We start from the raw sequence: 17,822 nt of genomic DNA, 5'->3' as shown, positions 1-17,822 counted from the left end.
TCTACACAAAAAATTATGAGTAGGTTGTTTAGAGCTTCTTCCGAATAGAGGTGGACACTGATACCCTCCGTTATTCTAATGCCATTTCGAGATCTTTCCATATATCTTCCACATCTTCAATTCCAACCGAAAAACGAACGAGTCCATCATTGAGACCTGCTTTTTCTCTTTCTTCTTTAGGGATAATCGCATGTGTCATCGAAGCTGGATGTTGAATTAGTGTACCTATGTCCCCTAGGGAAACTGCTAAAGTACACAATTTTACTGAATTCATAAGTTTAACACCTGTTTGGTATCCCCCCTTCAAAACAAAAGAAATCATTGCTCCAGGACCTTTCATTTGTTTCTCCATAATATTTTTATCTTCGAAACTTGCTAGTCCTGGAAAATACACCTTCTCTATAGCCTTATGTTTTTCCAATCGGTCAGCCAAAATTTGTGCATTTTCTTGTGAACGATCGATGCGAATGTGTAATGTACGTATCCCTTGACAGAGAAGCCAGGCATCCATTGGGGCCATATTTGCTCCCATTGTCTTCTGCACTTCTTTTCTCATCGGATCAATAATTTCCTTGCTGGAAATCACTAGTCCACCAATAAGATATCCATGACCGGACAAATATTTTGTTGCACTGTGGACGACAATATCAATTCCGCATAGAATAGGATTTTGGAAATATGGGGACAAAAACGTATTATCAACTACGGTTAAGATACCCTTTTGCTTGGCGAACGCCGCTACACTTTTCATATCCACTAAGGAAAGCGTAGGATTGGAAGGTGTTTCAAAGTAAACCACTTTCGTTCTATCTGTAATGTGTGGTTCAAGCTCTTCCCCATTTTTAAATTGTACAAATGTTACATCAATTCCAAACTTCTTTACCGTTTTGGTTAGAAATGCGTGCGTCGCCCCATACAACGCTGTGTGTGCAACAACGTGATCCCCTGCCTGCAAAATACCCAAAAGGCAACCAGTTATAGCAGCCATCCCAGATGAGAACGCCAAACAACCTTCACCAAATTCCAATGCCGCTACCTTCTCTTCTAGCTCTCGAACATTTGGATTTCCCAGGCGTGAATACATAAATCCTGGATCTTCTCCTGCGAAGCGTTTTGCTCCAATTTCTGCATTATCAAAAACAAACGTGGAAGTCATATAAACAGGAGAGATGTGTGAGCCATGCCCTGGATCTTTATTTACTTTTACTAGTTTTGATGAATAGTTCATTATTTACACTCTCTCTTTCATGGTCATTTGGCACAATAACCTTTATTTCATTGGACCCTAAGTGTGAATTGTCATTTTTCAAGATATTTTTGTATGCGATTACATATTTTCGTAAACTAAATTCATTCATACAACTCTTTTTTTAAATCTGATGGACACATCTGAAGATATGTCCATCAACAGAAACTTTTTAAATCAATCGATATAACCTATTAATTTTCTCATCCATCCAAAAATACCACCCGTATGAATAGGAGAATTCCCTCTTAAACTTCAATAAAAGAGCGAAGTATTGGCGTATAACGCTGAGGCTCCGCCAGAGTGTACAAACAGGATGTTATCGTCCGGCTTAAAGGTGCCTTTTTGTATTAAATCAATGAATCCCGCTGCTGCTTTACCTGTATATACCGGATCCAGCAAAATTCCTTCTGTTCTTGCCATGAGCTTGACAGCTTCCACCATTTCAGGCGTAGGTATAGCATAGCCTGGTCCGACATATTCATCAAAACACGTAATAGCCTCACCAGGGATTGAATTTGGAATGCCGATATGTGCTGAAGTTTCTTTAACAAGCTGAAAAACTTTCTCTTCTTGTTCCACTTTTCCTCTGCTTACGTTTATTCCGATTACCGGTATTTTACTTTGATTTCCATAAAATCCAGTCACCAAACCTGCATGCATTCCCCCGCTACCGCTTACACAAACAACAGCATTCATATTGACGCCTTGATCAAAGGACTGTGCCAAAATCTCCTGAGCGCAAGCAACATATCCCGTTGCACCAATACCATTCGATCCCCCAACCGGAATGATATAAGGCTTATTTCCCTCATTCGTTACCTCTTTAGCTACTTTCAGCATTTCTTTCATCAAGTCTGTCCCATTAGGTACAACCTTGACTTTTTCAGCGCCCAGTAAATGATACAGAAAATAGTTCCCATTAAAATCTGGCTCAGAATTTGTTAAAAGCCCCTCTTCCAATACGAGAATGCACTTCATTTTCTCTTTGACGGCAGCGGCCAGCGTTAAACGGCAATGATTTGATTGAATGCCTCCACATGTAATTAACGTATCCGCGCCTTTTTCCAATGCATCGGCAACAAGGAACTCTAGTTTTCTTGTTTTATTTCCACCGGCCGTCAGCCCAAGTAAATCATCTCGTTTAATATAAATCGAAGGACCACCAAGAACTTCAGAAAAATGATGTAATTTCTCAATGGGTGTATATGTTGGTGTATAACGTTGTCTAGGGAATTGTGCTAAATTCATATAAATCTCCTCCTGTATCTTCTGTTTAAAGCCATATGTAAATAAAGAAAAGAGAATATTAATCTGACGTTCTCTTTTCAATGATTATGATTAAATCATAACGACCGCTTCGATTTCAATCAAAGCATCTTTTGGTAAACGAGCAACTTCAATTGCGCTTCTAGCCGGATAATTCACGGAAAAAAATTCGCCATATACTTGATTCATCGCGGCAAAATGATTCATATCGCTTAAAAAAACCGTTGTTTTTATTACCTGCTGTAAGCTAGCTCCTGCCGCTTCTATAACCTGCTTGAGATTCTCCAGTGACATCCTTGTTTGCTCCTCAATACTATCAGGCATTTCTCCGGTTTTAGGATGAATCGGAAGCTGCCCTGAAGTGTACACAACATTTCCTGCTTTAATACCTTGTGAATAAGGACCGATAGCCTTGGGAGCTTGTTTGGTTATGATTGTTTCTTTTATCATAAAAACCACCTCTTTTTTTTTATGTAATCCTGTTTAAACGGAATTGTGTTTACTGTTCCTCTGAAAATAAGCGCCGTACATTACACACAGCTTTCCCTACTATTCTTTGCGTTCAAAATCACACTCCATAAGAGGAACAACTTTTGTTTTCTTAATGAATTTATAACCAAGCCAGAGAAGCAAGAAAATAGGAAGACCAATATATGTCGCGAGAATTTCTGCCCAGCTAACTTGATGTCCGGAAAAAAGATGCTGTCCAAGAATGAAAACCACAAAAAATAATAGCGTGATAACCGGACCCAGCGGGTACCATTTGGCTTTAAACGGCAAGTCATTTAAATCTCTTCCTTGTGCCACATATGCCTTACGAAAACGATAATGACTGACGGCAATACCTAACCACTTGATAAATCCGGTAAGAGCTGAAGCATTTACCAGCCAAATAAAAACCGAACCATTTCCAAAAAGGGAAGCCAAAAAAGAGATAAGTCCTAAAATCGCCGTCGTACACAGAGCCAACATGGGAATTCCCCTCCGGTTAAGCCGTCCAAAGATGCGTGGTGCCTTTCCTTCTTTCGCCAATGCCCATAGCATACGTGAAGACGCATACATTGCTGAATTAGCTGCCGATAAAACAGACGTAAGGAGCACGGCATTCATAACTGAAGCCGCAAATGCCAAACCGGCTCTTTGAAGAACGAGCGTGAAGGGACTGATAGAAACATTTTTAACGCCGGATTTAAGTAGGTTCGGATCTGTATAAGGAATTATCAAGCCAATAACAAAAATCGTTAATACGTAGAAGATGAGGATTCGCCAAAAGATGGAACGAATCGCCTTCGGTACGTTTTTCGAAGGATTATCGGTTTCACCAGCAGCCGTCGCAATAACTTCGGTTCCCTGAAATGCAAAACCAGCGACGAGCATTACACTAAAGATAGATATCAGCCCTCCATGAAAAGGAGCATCTCCTTGGGTAAAGTTACTAAACCCGACCGCATGTCCTCCCATAATTCCAAAAATCATGGCAACCCCAATAACGAGAAACACGATGATTGAGATGACCTTAATACCGGCAAACCAGTATTCAGTTTCCCCAAATGCCTTGACTGATAAAATATTTAAGATTAGCAGCAACCCCAGAAATAGTGCGCTCCACCAGAGAGAAGGTACGTTTGGGAACCAATACTTCATTATAAGGGTAGAGGCCACCAAATCAGCAGGAACCGTAATCGCGGTTGTATACCAATAGTTCCAACCTAACGCAAAGCCAAACGCAGGATCAACATACTTTGAGGCATAAATGTCAAAGGCCCCTGGAACCGGTAAAAAGGCCGATAGCTCTCCCAAACTATTCATGACAAAATAGACCATAATGCCGACCAGAATATACGCAGCAAGCGCTCCTCCCGGCCCTGCAGTGCTAATCGTTGATCCGCTGGATACAAACAATCCCGTTCCAATAGCGCCCCCAATAGCCATCATTGTTAAATGTCTAGATTTCAGCTTCCGTTGTAATGATCCTTTTGAATTTCGCCCTTCTAACACGTTACTTAACTCTGCTTCTAATCTCCCCATAGCATGTCCCCCTATTTATTCATAGTTCAAATGCAATTTGTATTGCCTCTTCTGGCTGTTAAGCTTTTGTTTCTTTTTAGAAATTTCAGTTATTTTAAAACGTAGCTCTACCTGCTTCTTTTGTCCTCACCCCTCTCTAAAAATCCATGCGGGAAAATGATAGAAGCACTCTCCCGCTTTCATTTCAATTAACTTTTTATGAAGTTAACATAAATTATATTTTTCCAACTTACGATAAAGAGTAGACAGGCTAATCTGTAGTTCCCGGGCGATTTGTTCTTTATCATATTTTTCAGCTAAGAAGTAGCTCTGGATTACATCTCTTTCATATTCTGAAATCATTTGTTCTAAACTCATTCCTCTACTCTCGACAGAGAGACGATCCTGTTGAAGTATATAATCAGGTACATCATGGAAGCCGATCATATCTGATTCAGCCATATTGACCATATATTCTACGGCGTTTTCCAACTGCCGTATATTCCCCGGCCAATCATAACGTATAAGCCATCGCTCTAGCATAGGGTCAAGTCTCAGTGGAGACCTTTGCATGATCCTGCAATGTTTTTGAATGAAATGTTCGAGATACAAGGCGATATCATCACGCCGCTCTTGTAAGGATTTAGTATGGAGGGGAATGACATTGAGACGATAGTACAAATCCTCGCGAAAAGTGCCCTTCTGCACCATTTCTTCTAAGTTTCGGTGAGTGGCCGCAATTACCCGTACATTAATCCCGATTGCTTTTTTTCCACCGATTCTTTCAATCTCTCTTTCTTGTAAAACCCGTAATAATTTGGGTTGCAAGAATAGAGGCATATCCCCAATTTCATCAAGAAAAATGGTTCCATTGTCCGCTAATTCGAATTTTCCTATTTTCCCATTCCGGTTTGAACCGGTAAATGATCCCCCCTCATAACCAAACAACTCACTTTCCAATAAGCTTTCAGGTATGGCGGCGCAATTGACTGCTACAAATGGATACGTTCGGCGCTTGCTTTCAAAATGAATCGCTTTGGCTAATAATTCCTTCCCCGTACCGCTATCTCCCCTTATCAGGACAGTGGATGGGCTGTTTATAATCCTTCTTGCTTTTTTAATCACATCTTGAAGCCCAGAATCTTTACCAAGAATGTTTTCAAAAGAAATGGTATTTGAGGGGACCGGGATATCCTCTTGAATTTTACACCCCTTTTCTTTACCAAGGTCTAGCATCGCTAATTTATTGCCTAACAATGTACTACCATTGCTTAAAAAACGTATCAGCTTCTCTGATTCTATAATCATTTTTTCCTTTTGTTTATGAGAAAAACCAATCATGCCAATGACGCCAACTAGTTTATCTTGCTTTACAATTGGAAATCCAATGGTAGCGAGTTCTTTGCATTGATTAACGAATTGACACTTCATACATTGCGACTCATCTTTTTTTACATCGTAGATTACTCCAGGCTCTCCAGTTTCCAATATCATTTTGAAAAAGGAGCCTTCCGGAGCCGCTTTGCCAATGAGCTCTTTATAATAGCCGGTCCCGCTAATGCGAACACCCTTTTCATCAAGTACAGTTATATCCAAACCAAGGATTTCTGCCGTGTTCTCCGTGTAGTCTTGAATAAACTGCTGTATGCCAATAAAGCCTGCCATATGATCCTCCTCTCCTATAGCGTTTGTTATATGGAATAATAAACATCATCACAAAATAACTTAATGAACCTTACATAAAGAAGCGACAGCGTTTTCTATTCCACCCAGCGCATTTTTTAACATCGAACGCGGACAAGCAATATTTAGCCTCATAAATCCTTCACCTTCCTTACCGAAAATGTGCCCTTCATTCATTGCCACTCTTGCTCTCTGTAACATAAAATCATCCAGTTCTTTAACTGAAAAACACAATTCCCGGCAATCCAGCCATACAAGGTATGTGCCTTCTGGCTGGATGACGTTGATTTGCGGGATGTTGTTGCGGAAGTAACTCAAAGTGTACTCCAAATTCCCCTGCAAATAATCAAGGAGCTGATCCAGCCATTCTTCTCCATAGCGGTAAGCAGCCTCTAACGCAACAACGCCAAATATGTTTGGCGAACCAATGGATAATGTATGAAGTTCCTGATTATACCTATCGCGCAGTTGCTGATTTGGAATAATAATACTCGACGTCTGCACACCCATCATGTTAAAAGTTTTGCTTGGCGCAATGCAGGTAAGGGAGTGATTCGCAAACTCTTCTGAAATAGAAGCAAAAGGAATGTGAGTATGTGTCTTATAGACAAAATCAAAATGAATTTCATCCGCTACAATGAGAATGTTGTGCTTTATACAAAGCTGTCCCAACCTCGTCAATTCTTCTTTGCTCCATACCCTTCCGATCGGGTTATGAGGACTACAAAGAATTAACATTTTTACTTTTGCATCTATCTTTGCCTCCAAGTCTTCGAAATCCATGGAATAACGCCCATTTTCAAGCATAAGCGGATTGCTTACAATTTCACGGCCGGCCGCTTGGATCACACGGGCAAAATGATGGTATACAGGCGGTTGGATAATAATTTTATCTCCTGGCTTCGTAAAGGACTGAATCGAAAGCGATAAGGCCGGAATTACGCCTGGGCTGTGGGTAATCCATTCTTTCTTAACGGTCCATCGATGTCTTCTTTTTATCCAGTCAACAATGGATTCCATATACGAGTCTGATCTAAGCCCGTAGCCATAAACACCGTGCTCCGCCCGCTTTTTTAACGCTTCGATGACAGGTTGCGGAGACGGGAAATCCATATCGGCCACCCACATCGGAATAACATCCTTTACACCAAATTGAGTTTTAAGATTATCCCATTTTTCACAGTCAGTGCCCAGGCGACAGATTTCTTGGTCAAAATTATATTTCATGAAGTATCTCTCCTTTTTATGTTTGCTTATGCATAAATCTCTTTACGTAATTTATATACGCAATTTTCATGCCAACTTATTGCCCTTATAAAATCGCCTTATTTTTATAGAATTCTTGATTGAATTCCGAATACCGCGAATGTTAATTTTATAAACGCTTTCATTATAAGCATTGGCAAGTTTGCAAACATGGTAAATATTTCGCATAGATGATAACATTCAAAGATTTCATTTAAACATCTCTAGTGGTTCGCAACTTTTCCTGTTTTCTCCATTCCTCATAACCGCCCACAAGACTTTGTACGTCTTTAAAACCATGAACTTGCAGAAGGCTTGCAGCGATAGCAGATCTTCCGCCAGTTTTGCAATAAACTAAAATGGGTTTATCATGCGGAATGGTGTGTGCCTGTTCCTGCAGATGACCGAGCATCACGTGCTTCGCCTGCGGAATATGGCCTTCTTCCCACTCGCTCTTACTTCGGACATCAAGTACATATATGCCTTCTGTTTGAATTGCGCCCTCTACCTGATCCAATGTCACTTCTTCATATTTCATTCCACGCGAATCAGACTCACCTAGCAGCTCCATCACACATGGATCCATTGTGGCAACGATACGATCCAATCCAATGGACTGGAGATCCTTCACGATATCTTCCACATCCGTATTGGTTGCTAGAAGATAGATTGGCTGGTCATAATTCAGCAGCCATCCCGCCCAAGTTACAAATGATTTATTATAAGGAATATTCATCACGCCTTGTAAATGCTTGGCAGCAAAATCACTGGCTGGACGCGTATCAATGACCATTTCCTCTTTCACCCATTCCTGCACAATCCCGATCGAAACATCCATACGAAGCGGTACTGCCATCCTTTGGATTTGCTGTGCCCCCTCTTTATTCAACCGCTTCATCATTGAAAAATAAGGGGGTGCCTCCGGCTGTCCAGCCAACAGCGCTTCTATAAAACGATCCTCGTTATCATATTGCAATGCCCAATTTGTCCGTTTTTCATAGCCGATGGTTGAAGAAGGTACTGCTCCTAACGCTTTACCACAGGCACTGCCCGCTCCATGTCCTGGCCATACTTGCAGATAGTCAGGAAGCTTTTTAAACTGCTTTAGTGACCGATACATCATGCGTGCCATTTTTTCTGAGGAACCTCGTACCCCCACGGCTTTTTCTAATAAATCGGGACGGCCCACGTCACCGACAAACACAAAATCTCCGGTAAATATGCCGATCGGGCCCTTGATAGATGCACCGCCATCTGTTACAAGCAGCGATATATGTTCAGGTGTGTGTCCTGGTGTATGCATCACCTCAAATTGGATATTTCCAATAGCAAAAACATCTCTATTTCTAAGATAAAAGTGTTCATACCCAGTTGCGTACTCATATTTCCAGTCCGGTCCTCCTTCATCAGAAAAATACAATGTGGCTCCCAGCCTGGAAGCTAGCTCCTGCGATCCAGACAAAAAGTCCGCGTGGATGTGTGTTTCCGTTGCACCCACAATCTGAACACCATGTGCTCTTGCTGTTTCAATGTAAGGTTCTATGTTGCGTGACGGATCAACAATGATTGCTTCACCCGTATCCTGACATCCCACAAGGTATGAAGCTTGAGCCAGTTTCTCATCATAAAAGTATTTGAGTAACATCAGTCATCCTCCTTTTAAACGCTTGCTTTTGTTTTGTTATGACTATCAGAAACATGATTACATCCTACCTTTGAGCATTCCCTTCCAATACATAACGGGAAGGAAGTTTTTCTTCAATACATACATGCTGTACCTCTCGCGTGCCTGATTGATCGGGAAGGTTTCCTGCGGCTGTAAATCATAATTGAATTCGGCCAGTATAAGCCGTCCATATCTGGTAACAAGCGGGCATGATGTATAACCGTCATATTGATGAACCAATGGTTTGGCTCGCATCCGATGAAGTAAATTTTTTACAAGTACGGGTGCTTGTTTACGAATCGCAGCCCCCGTTTTCGACGTAGGCAGGTTGGTGCAGTCCCCAATGCCAAAAACATTGTCAAAGCATTGATGCTTCAGCGTATATTTGTCTACATTCAGCCAACCATTACTTGCCGCAAGCGGGCTATTCTTAATAAAGTCAGGGGCGCTCATTGGTGGTACCACATGAATCATGTCATATTGGATATTTACACGTTCTTGTGTGTTCAGATTTTCGAATGTCGCTTGCTTTTTTTCACCATCGATTTCAATGAGATTGTGCATAAACCATGTCTCGATTTCTTTTCGTTCTATTATTTTGTTAAGTGCCTGTTCATATTTTTTCACATTGAATATGCTTGGGCTGCCTGAAGCAAAAATAACTGAAGAGTGTGGGCGCACTCCTGATTTTCTGAAATAATCATCCGCCAAATACATGATTTTTTGAGGGGCTCCACCACACTTCACCGGAGTATTCGGATTCGTAAAGATGGAAGTACCTCCTTTGAAGTTGCGAATCGTTTCCCATGTGCTATCAACATAGTCATAAGAGTAATTACTACATACCCCATTCTTTCCAATACTTTCTTTCAACCCTTTGATTTTATGCCAATCAATTTGAATCCCTGCAGCAACAACTAGATACTCATAGTGCAGTTTCTTTCCAGATGCAGTTACAACCGCATTTTCATCTGGTTGAAATGCTGTAACCGCATCTTGCACCCAAACGGCTCCACTCGGAATTACGGATGCTTCTTCCCTTTGTGTCACCGTTTTATCCGCTTCGCCAGCTCCGACAAGTGTCCATAATGGCTGATAATAATGTTTTGTTGCGGGATCAACGATAGCAATATTTCCGCTTAGGCTGTGTGCTTCACGCAGGAGACGGGCTGCAACCGTAATTCCAGCACTCCCACCGCCTATAATCAAAATTTTGTAATGTGTCTCATTCTTCACATTTAGCATTCTTATTTCCTCATCTCCATTTTAGTAAAGCGGCTCACAAATCTAAGGCTTCAGCACTAATAATCAGCATGTATATGGCGACGAACATAACTACACCGGAAAATATATAATGGAGTGTGCGCCGCTGCTTACTTAAGCGTGCCGCAAGCCTTGCTCCCACCATTCCACCGCCAACTCCGCCTCCAACAAACGCCAACATAACCCACCAGTTTATGAGGCCGGAAAAACTGTAACTCACTGCTGTTGTAAGTCCAAATGTACCGACTGATACCAAAGAAGTTCCAATTGCCGCAATCATTGGCATTCTGGCCGCAAAAATCAAGCCAGGAACAATCAAAAATCCTCCGCCAATCCCGAAAAATCCGGATAACAATCCCACCAGGATCGCCATGATGATCAACTGTGGCATTTTGATTTGATTTTTAAGATTGTCTGCTTGACTACTCTCCTCTTTTTTTGGCGAAACCATTTTTACAGCCATAACAATCATCAGAATGGCAAAAAGAAACAATAACTGTTTCCCAGGTACCAACTTTCCAATCATTGATCCTGTATAAGCACTCAGGGCACCAGGGATGGCGAAAACAATTGCTGCCTTCCACTGCACATTACCGGCACGTGAGTGTGGTATAAGGTTTACGTAGGCATTTATAGCTACGGCTGACGCTGTCGTGCCAATGACCACATGAGGATCTTTCATACCGACAACGTAAAGCAAAAGAGGAACCGCAAGAATAGATCCACCTCCACCGAGCAAACCAAGTACGAATCCAACAATCGTTCCAGAAAAAATGGAAAGGAATACTTGAATTGTTGTCATTCTTTTCTGAGACTCTCACAGAGTAGCTGGTGATTCATCTCCTCCCTCCTTTCTCTATTTACTTATCATTTATAATGCAAGAACCATGCCAACTGATTTCTTCTGTAAAACTGCTTGATTTGCCAACCCCACTCTTTTTTAATTCCCAATTTTGCTATCATTCATATTAAAAAACCCTTTATCATCAAGCTTAGACTCTTCCTAGGACTAGGAACTATTTTTGCATCTGTGATAAACTCTTCAAGCTATCCATTCCATACTAATTCGAAATAAAAAAAGCTTGAGGAAAATTTTTTGTCCTCATGCTTTTTTACATTATCAATATTAAAGCTAACTATCTGAATTTTTATACAATAAAGTAAGCTAGAATGGAAAGACAGATAGATGTAATCCCCATCGCGATTAACGGTTTTAATGCTTTCGTACGAAGATCCCGAAGACTTACATTTAATCCGAGTCCGACCATTGCTGCTGTTAAATACCATGTAGTAAGCTTGGAAATACCATTCATAAATTCACTTGATACTGGAATAGTTGTACCCATGACATAACTTCCCATAATGCTCATGATAATGAACCCTATTAAAAACCAAGGAAATTCAACTTTCGTTTCAGAACATTCGTCCCTAGATCTTTTCCTTTTCATGATGTACATCAAAAGAAAGCACAGAGGAACAAGTAAAAACACTCGACCTAATTTTGCAAGTAAACCAATAGCTAGTGCATCTTGTCCCCCTGGTGCTGCAGCTAAGGCAACGTGAGCAATTTCATGTAAGCTAATTCCTGACCAAATGCCATAATCTAAGTCTGACAACGCTAAGAAGGGCCGTAATATCGTATAAGAAATCGCAAAAATCGTCCCAACTAAAGCTATAATACCAACACCCATGGCGGTATCTTCATCTTTTGATTTAATAATTGGCGCTATCGCAGCTATGGCTGCCGCACCACACACCCCTGTACCTACTCCAAGTAGAAGTGATATATTTTTATCTGCCTTCAACATTCGAGCTAGCCATACTGTTACCAAGATAGCAAAGATAATAACCCCAGTATCTCGAACAAGTAATCCTAAACCATCCTGTAAAACCGTACCTATATTGAGCTTAAGTCCATACAAAATAATCGCAAACCGTAATAATCTTTTCGAAGAAAATCCTATACCTGAACGGAGGAATTCAGGGTAACCAAAAAATTGCCGATACATGACTGCGATCACAATCGCGGATGCTAATTGACCAACATGATCAAATCCAGGCGTTTTTGCCAATAAGTAGCCCAGTAAGGCAATCATAAAGGTAAAGCCAATTCCACCGATCCATTGGCCAAAAGATGAGGTTTTTTTTAGGGGTTGGATAGGCTCTTTATTTACTCTAGTGTATTGCGCTTCCATCTCATCACCACCTATATTTATTAACAATCTCAGACTAAACCTTTTCTATCTATAAGAAAAATAATTATTTATGATGCTTATCATAAGTAAAACTATATAATAAAAAATAAACTGTAAAAGGGTTGATAAAAATGGATCAACAGTTACAAGTCTTTGTAACGGTAGCAGAGATGGAAAACTTTTCACGTGCAGCAGAAGAATTACATATGACTCAACCTGCAGTAAGCCAGTATATTCAATCTTTTGAGAGGACCATGGGGACAAAATTGTTGGAGCGCAGTAATAAATTTGTACGCTTAAATAAAGCTGGGGAAATTGTCTATCATCACGCAAAAGAGATATTAGGTCTCTATACAAAAATGCATTACTTAATAGATGATCTAACCAACAAGTCGAGTGGCCCTCTTTCAATTGGTGCCAGTTATACATATGGGGAATACGTTTTGCCGCATGTTATTGCAAAAATGTATAGGAAATATCCATTAATCACTCCAACCATTACGATTGGGAACACAAAAGAGGTAGCAAAATTAGTTTTGGAGCACCAATTAGATGTGGGAATTGTGGAAGGGGAATTCAAAGATAAAAATTTAGTAATCGAACCTTTTGCAGAAGATTCCATGTATCTGGTGGTATCACCAAAACATAGATTGGCACAAAAAAATGGTGAAATTAACATATCAGAATTAGAGGAAGAAACGTGGATTGTCAGGGAAAATGGATCTGGAACTAGAGAAGTAACTGAGAAAATGTTCAGATTATGTGAAATCATTCCGAAAAAAACATTGGAGTTTGGAAGTACACAACTAATTAAGGAATCTGTAGAAGCAGGTCTTGGTGTTAGTCTCCTTTCTTACTGGGCGATTCGTAAGGAATGTTCAATGGGCTCTTTAAATGTCATAAACGTAAAACAACTTCCAATGATACGGAAATTTTCAGTTGTCTTACGATCGCCATTCCAGACTAAAGCGTTAAGCGTATTTTTAGAACTATTAAGAGAAAGTAATAAGGCCATACCTGATTTATGAAGTGGTTGCAATTTTGTTGCATTTTACAATAGGGCGCCATTCTTTACCTGCAACAGGTAGTAACACCCCTGCTTGCTGGGCACGCAAAAAAAATGCTGATTGAATAAGCAGCACTTATTTAATCAGCATCCATTTTAGTAGTTTATTTTCTTCGTCCCCGTGGCTCCCAAGCTAAAGAACCTCTAACGATTACTCTCAATCATACTTTGAATCTTACTTTCTAACTCCTTTGGTTCATTGGCATAATTATAAAACCCTAGGAAGGTTTGGGTTAGGTCTGGGTTCATCCCGATTAATCGATTGACCAAATGTTGTTCCTCCATGAATGGCCTATTCTTCGTAAATTGGCAAGCCATTTCAAACCTAGCAAGCATTTTTTCGTTCATTCTTTGGTTGTATTGGTCCGCCATTTGCTCCCAGTTCATGGACCAATCTTTGTGCTGACCGAGGACTTCAGCAAGAATTCGTGCCCCGTACAGACCATCATGCATACCTTGACCCACGGCTGGGTCCTTAAAGGAAAGGGCATCTCCAACTAGTGCCCAGCCCTGGCCCATTCCGTTGTACCAGTCATTGTCATAGCCCAATAATCCTTTAACCTGACATGTAAAATCGGCTGCCTGTAATCGATCTGGAAAATCAGTATTACCAAAACCAAAATCGACCAGAGCACGAAAAGCACCTTCAGTATTAACTTTGAACCGTTCCATCCATTCCTTGTCTTCAAGCGGAAACATAATCCCAATCACATGCAGCTGATCACTTGTTGGAAAAGCGATGATTAATTTATCCTTTATTTTATAAAATTCAGCACATCGTTCTCCCTTTTGGGTAAAGTTTTTGACATAGCCTACATAAGAAGCAAAATCGGTAGGAACAGATTTCCACTTCTCACTATTTACCTTTTTCCGGATAGTAGAATTTCTACCATCGGCGCCGATGACCAGTTTTGCTCTAAATTCAACCGTGCTTCCGTTCGGATCAATGGCCTGAATTCCAGCAACTGTTCCATTCTCCATTAAAATATCGGTTACACGAAACTTTTGAAGGGCCGTTACATTCTCTTGTTTTTTCGCATGTTCGAATAAGATTTGATCTAGGATTGTTCGGCGAATACATAAACAGTTGGGTTCTCCATCCACCTCGGGAAATCTTCCATCAATCACTTCCTCATCAAATTGAATGAAAGCCCGGTTGTAGGTTGGTGTACCCGTTGCCAGCAGCTTCCCTAGGACTCCCATTTCTTTTAACATAAGCAATGAATTGTTAAAAAAGTTATGGGTGGAGAGGATATCACTTGGAAATTGACTCCGCTCCAGAAGCAGGATTTTGTAGCCTTTCTTAGACAGTTCATACGCCGATGCAGCCCCCGCAACCCGGCCGCCCACAATAATCACATCATATAGATTCTGCATTTATCGTAACCTCCAATCACAGCCTTTGCTGTTGATATCCCTATGGTATCAAATCATCTATTGCTGTTAATCTAACAAAGGTTATAGTGGGGGTTATATATTCAAATCGGCGCAAATCCTATCTCATTATGTTAACCGTGTGAATTACCAACTTTTATGTTCCATTTTTCGAATGGCCTCGACTCTGCCTTTTGCTCCAAGCTTGCTGTAAATGCGATTGAGATGGATTTTCACAGTCCCTTCAGTTACTACCAACTTTGCGGCAATTTCTTTATTGGATAAGCCCATGGACAACCAGTGAAGAACCTCTATTTCTCTAGCCGTCAGTTTGTGAACTCCGCTTCGGTTACTAGACTCTTCAGATGAATCATCTATCCCAACCTGTTGCAGGATTGAAGTAAGATAGTTTTGTGAAACGTCTGTGAATAGTTCCAACTGGTGACGTTTATTTCGCACTAGAAGGTATTGTTGAAACAATTCTTTTGGATTAAAACCGATATCGGAAAAAATTTGTTGGTAACCATGCTTTTCGCCAAGTCTCAATGCTTGATTCAAGTGGGTGAGACTTTCAAAGCCTTTTCCTAGTCCGCGGGAGATCTCGGCTAAATAGAGGTGAGATTCAAGCATGGTCATCATTCGTCCATTTTGTTCTGCTTGATTTAGGAGGAACTTCCCAAAGGTATCGGCTTCCTTTAATTGCCCATTTTTAATTAGAATTAGGATATAGACCAGCAGCTCAAATTCCCGGTTAGGAGGAAGTTCTGTTAAATCTTGAAATCGACAGGATTCCGCCCATTTATTCACCTGTTCCATCTCACCATTTGCAAGCTGAAATCGAACGATCTGTGCCGTTAAAAGCTGACTCCAGTGACTAGATTGCAGGTTTAAATCATTTAGGTATGCTTTTGCTAGAGTAAGACTCTCAAAGGATTTACTAGACTTTTCACTCGCCCATTCTATCTTTGATTTGATAACCACTGCCGGGACATATGCCCCCACTAACCTATATGACCTCGCGAGCCTGATTGCCGTCTCCGCATATTCAAGTGCCAACCCATCTTGATTTCGTTCGTAATGAATTTCACTAAAAGCTGCACGCTGATAAGCAGCATATGCCGTTTCCTGGTACTGATTTTTTTCTATAAAGGTATGGTATAGTTGATGAAACAAGTGGGCCTGCTTTCCTCTTCCATTCATCCCATAATACCCGCGAAGGATAGGGAGTTCTCCTGAATTTAGCTCAATTCCATAATCAAGCCATATTTTAACGTCAGGCATAGTGTCCCGTTCTGCTAATTGGCGTAATAACTTAATAGCTCCTTCATAATTCCCCATTAATAAGGCATTAAAATTTTCTAACACTACCACTTCCTCTTGTAGACGGAGGATTAGTTCGCTATGATTCTCTCTTGAAAAAGCTGACTTTATTTTTGTAAGAAAAAGACTTACATTTTTATATTTACCTGCCAACATTTCCGCCCATGTTAATACAATTAAAATCTCCGGACGTTCGATAATGGGTGTGGGTAATTGATTTAACCACTTTTCTAAGGTTGTTACTTCCCTTCTTCTTAGCAAAGGTGAGACAATACTCAAAATTAATTCGGCTGCTAGTTCATAATTTTCAGCCATTAACGCATATGGAATCGCTTCTTCCTTAGATCCAGACTGAATGAACCAATAACAAGCTTTTAGATGCAGGGATTTATAGGCTTCTGGCATTTCCTTTTTCAAATGGGCGGCTAAAAAGTCGGCGAAGAGATGATGATAACGATACCAATATTGCTGGCTATCTAACGGTATAAGGAAAAAATTTGACAGCTCAATTTGCTTGAGTAATTGGCTAGAGTCACTTCGATCTGTGATCTTATCACATAAATCACTATTCATTCGATGAAGAATGGATGTTTTCATTAAGAATAATTTCAGATCATCGGAAAGATGTTGAAATACTTCCTCCATAAGGTAATCAACGATATATCGATGGCTGCCATTAAACTGATTTAAGGTATCAGTTTGACCGGATCTTTCTGAAAGAGTAGCCAGCTGAATTCCAGCAATCCATCCTTCCGTAGAATCAGCTAGGAGCTGAAGGACTGACGGTTTTGGGAACACACCCGTTTGCTTTAGCCAATAGGCTGAGATTTCCTCAATCGTAAATTTCAGCTCATTACTGTTAATTTCATTTATTTGGCCCTTGGCCCGAAGTGCGCCAATTTGGAATCCTGGTTCATTTCGACTTATTAAACAAATATGTATATGACTTGGCAAATGGTGCAAAAGAAACGATATGGATTGATGAACTTCGAAGCTTTCAATATGATAATAGTCATCAAAAATGAGGACGACCTCATCCGGAATGTCCATCAGCCTATTTATCAGATTGATAATCATTTGTTCGGATGAGAACATTAACGACGGCTGCAACAATGTTTCATAGATACCCCCCACTTCTGGATGGATTTTATCCAGTGTGGCGATTACATACGCCCAAAAGCGAAGCACATCGTTGTCACCTTCATCAAGCGACACCCAACAAGCGTTAATTTGTTGATCTCGGACCCAATCACTTACGACCGTGGACTTCCCATATCCGGGTGGGGCGGTAACCACTGTGAGTTTACATTGCAGGGCACCATTTAATTTATTGTATAGTCTGTCTCGGATTAGGTGTTGATTGGGTGGATGGGGCAGGTGAAATTTAGTTGATAATAGAAAATTTCGGTTCGGAAAGTTTTCCGCATTATTTTGTGTCGATAAATTAGTACTCAACTCACTACCCTCTCTTTCTATAAATCTCTGCCA

General features: G+C 40.6%; 13 protein-coding genes. 1 reads left to right on the top strand and 12 read right to left on the bottom strand.

The features are described 5' to 3' along the window. Nucleotides 1-70: 70 nt before the first annotated feature. The 10 genes from BR30_RS0109450 to BR30_RS0109405 all read right to left on the bottom strand — a co-directional run bounded on the left by BR30_RS0109450 (nt 71) and on the right by BR30_RS0109405 (nt 12,574). Nucleotides 71-1,228, bottom strand: coding sequence for a trans-sulfuration enzyme family protein (locus BR30_RS0109450; RefSeq protein WP_026564825.1), 1,158 nt, complete (start codon nt 1,226-1,228; stop codon nt 71-73). A gap of 273 nt (nt 1,229-1,501) precedes the next feature. After that, complete coding sequence (locus BR30_RS0109445; RefSeq protein WP_026564824.1) at nt 1,502-2,497, bottom strand: D-cysteate sulfo-lyase; 996 nt, start codon at nt 2,495-2,497, stop codon at nt 1,502-1,504. Between the two features lie 90 nt (nt 2,498-2,587). Beyond that, nucleotides 2,588-2,965 (bottom strand): RidA family protein, encoded by a 378-nt coding sequence (locus BR30_RS0109440; RefSeq protein WP_026564823.1) that lies wholly within the window; start codon nt 2,963-2,965, stop codon nt 2,588-2,590. A gap of 99 nt (nt 2,966-3,064) precedes the next feature. Next, nucleotides 3,065-4,543, bottom strand: a complete 1,479-nt coding sequence (locus tag BR30_RS0109435; protein WP_051633532.1) for an amino acid permease — start codon at nt 4,541-4,543, stop codon at nt 3,065-3,067. Between the two features lie 204 nt (nt 4,544-4,747). Next, nucleotides 4,748-6,187 carry a sigma-54 interaction domain-containing protein gene (locus BR30_RS0109430; RefSeq protein ID WP_026564821.1) on the bottom strand — a complete coding sequence of 480 codons (1,440 nt, stop codon included), beginning with the start codon at nt 6,185-6,187 and terminating at the stop codon, nt 4,748-4,750. A 60-nt stretch (nt 6,188-6,247) separates the two neighbouring features. Then, the gene (locus BR30_RS0109425) at nt 6,248-7,432 is read right to left on the bottom strand and encodes a MalY/PatB family protein (RefSeq protein ID WP_026564820.1); all 1,185 of its coding nucleotides are present in this window, start codon (nt 7,430-7,432) and stop codon (nt 6,248-6,250) included. Nucleotides 7,433-7,664: 232 nt separating this feature from the next. Beyond that, nucleotides 7,665-9,095 carry an MBL fold metallo-hydrolase gene (locus BR30_RS0109420; protein ID WP_026564819.1) on the bottom strand — a complete coding sequence of 477 codons (1,431 nt, stop codon included), beginning with the start codon at nt 9,093-9,095 and terminating at the stop codon, nt 7,665-7,667. Between the two features lie 57 nt (nt 9,096-9,152). After that, nucleotides 9,153-10,361 (bottom strand): FAD/NAD(P)-binding oxidoreductase, encoded by a 1,209-nt coding sequence (locus BR30_RS0109415; RefSeq protein WP_026564818.1) that lies wholly within the window; start codon nt 10,359-10,361, stop codon nt 9,153-9,155. Between the two features lie 34 nt (nt 10,362-10,395). After that, nucleotides 10,396-11,181: a sulfite exporter TauE/SafE family protein gene (locus BR30_RS0109410; protein WP_026564817.1), complete on the bottom strand. Its 786-nt coding sequence runs from the start codon at nt 11,179-11,181 to the stop codon at nt 10,396-10,398. Nucleotides 11,182-11,527: 346 nt separating this feature from the next. Further along, entirely contained in the window at nt 11,528-12,574 is a 1,047-nt protein-coding gene (locus BR30_RS0109405; RefSeq protein ID WP_026564816.1) for a YeiH family protein, read from the bottom strand. Nucleotides 12,575-12,705: 131 nt separating this feature from the next. On the opposite strand from BR30_RS0109405, the gene BR30_RS0109400 reads away from it, so the two are divergent. Then, the gene (locus BR30_RS0109400; RefSeq protein ID WP_026564815.1) at nt 12,706-13,602 is read left to right on the top strand and encodes a LysR family transcriptional regulator; all 897 of its coding nucleotides are present in this window, start codon (nt 12,706-12,708) and stop codon (nt 13,600-13,602) included. A 182-nt stretch (nt 13,603-13,784) separates the two neighbouring features. Here BR30_RS0109400 and BR30_RS0109395 read toward each other — a convergent pair whose 3' ends face one another. After that, nucleotides 13,785-15,017: an NAD(P)/FAD-dependent oxidoreductase gene (locus tag BR30_RS0109395; protein ID WP_026564814.1), complete on the bottom strand. Its 1,233-nt coding sequence runs from the start codon at nt 15,015-15,017 to the stop codon at nt 13,785-13,787. Between the two features lie 144 nt (nt 15,018-15,161). Further along, on the bottom strand, nt 15,162-17,789 hold the full coding sequence (locus BR30_RS38390; protein ID WP_026564813.1) for a winged helix-turn-helix domain-containing protein: 2,628 nt from the start codon (nt 17,787-17,789) through the stop codon (nt 15,162-15,164). Between the last annotated feature and the right edge of the window lie 33 nt (nt 17,790-17,822).

It is taken from the genome of Bacillus sp. UNC41MFS5 (assembly GCF_000686805.1).
This window is presented reverse-complemented; position numbering and strand designations above follow the sequence as displayed.

What these genes read in the sequence shown, in the direction of transcription:
- BR30_RS0109450 (WP_026564825.1), bottom strand. Translation starts at nt 1,228, where the DNA reads ATGAACTATTCATCAAAACTAGTAAAAGTAAATAAAGATCCAGGGCAT.
- BR30_RS0109445 (WP_026564824.1), bottom strand. Translation starts at nt 2,497, where the DNA reads ATGAATTTAGCACAATTCCCTAGACAACGTTATACACCAACATATACA.
- BR30_RS0109440 (WP_026564823.1), bottom strand. Translation starts at nt 2,965, where the DNA reads ATGATAAAAGAAACAATCATAACCAAACAAGCTCCCAAGGCTATCGGT.
- BR30_RS0109435 (WP_051633532.1), bottom strand. Translation starts at nt 4,543, where the DNA reads ATGGGGAGATTAGAAGCAGAGTTAAGTAACGTGTTAGAAGGGCGAAAT.
- BR30_RS0109430 (WP_026564821.1), bottom strand. Translation starts at nt 6,187, where the DNA reads ATGGCAGGCTTTATTGGCATACAGCAGTTTATTCAAGACTACACGGAG.
- BR30_RS0109425 (WP_026564820.1), bottom strand. Translation starts at nt 7,432, where the DNA reads ATGAAATATAATTTTGACCAAGAAATCTGTCGCCTGGGCACTGACTGT.
- BR30_RS0109420 (WP_026564819.1), bottom strand. Translation starts at nt 9,095, where the DNA reads ATGTTACTCAAATACTTTTATGATGAGAAACTGGCTCAAGCTTCATAC.
- BR30_RS0109415 (WP_026564818.1), bottom strand. Translation starts at nt 10,361, where the DNA reads ATGCTAAATGTGAAGAATGAGACACATTACAAAATTTTGATTATAGGC.
- BR30_RS0109410 (WP_026564817.1), bottom strand. Translation starts at nt 11,181, where the DNA reads ATGACAACAATTCAAGTATTCCTTTCCATTTTTTCTGGAACGATTGTT.
- BR30_RS0109405 (WP_026564816.1), bottom strand. Translation starts at nt 12,574, where the DNA reads ATGGAAGCGCAATACACTAGAGTAAATAAAGAGCCTATCCAACCCCTA.
- BR30_RS0109400 (WP_026564815.1), top strand. Translation starts at nt 12,706, where the DNA reads ATGGATCAACAGTTACAAGTCTTTGTAACGGTAGCAGAGATGGAAAAC.
- BR30_RS0109395 (WP_026564814.1), bottom strand. Translation starts at nt 15,017, where the DNA reads ATGCAGAATCTATATGATGTGATTATTGTGGGCGGCCGGGTTGCGGGG.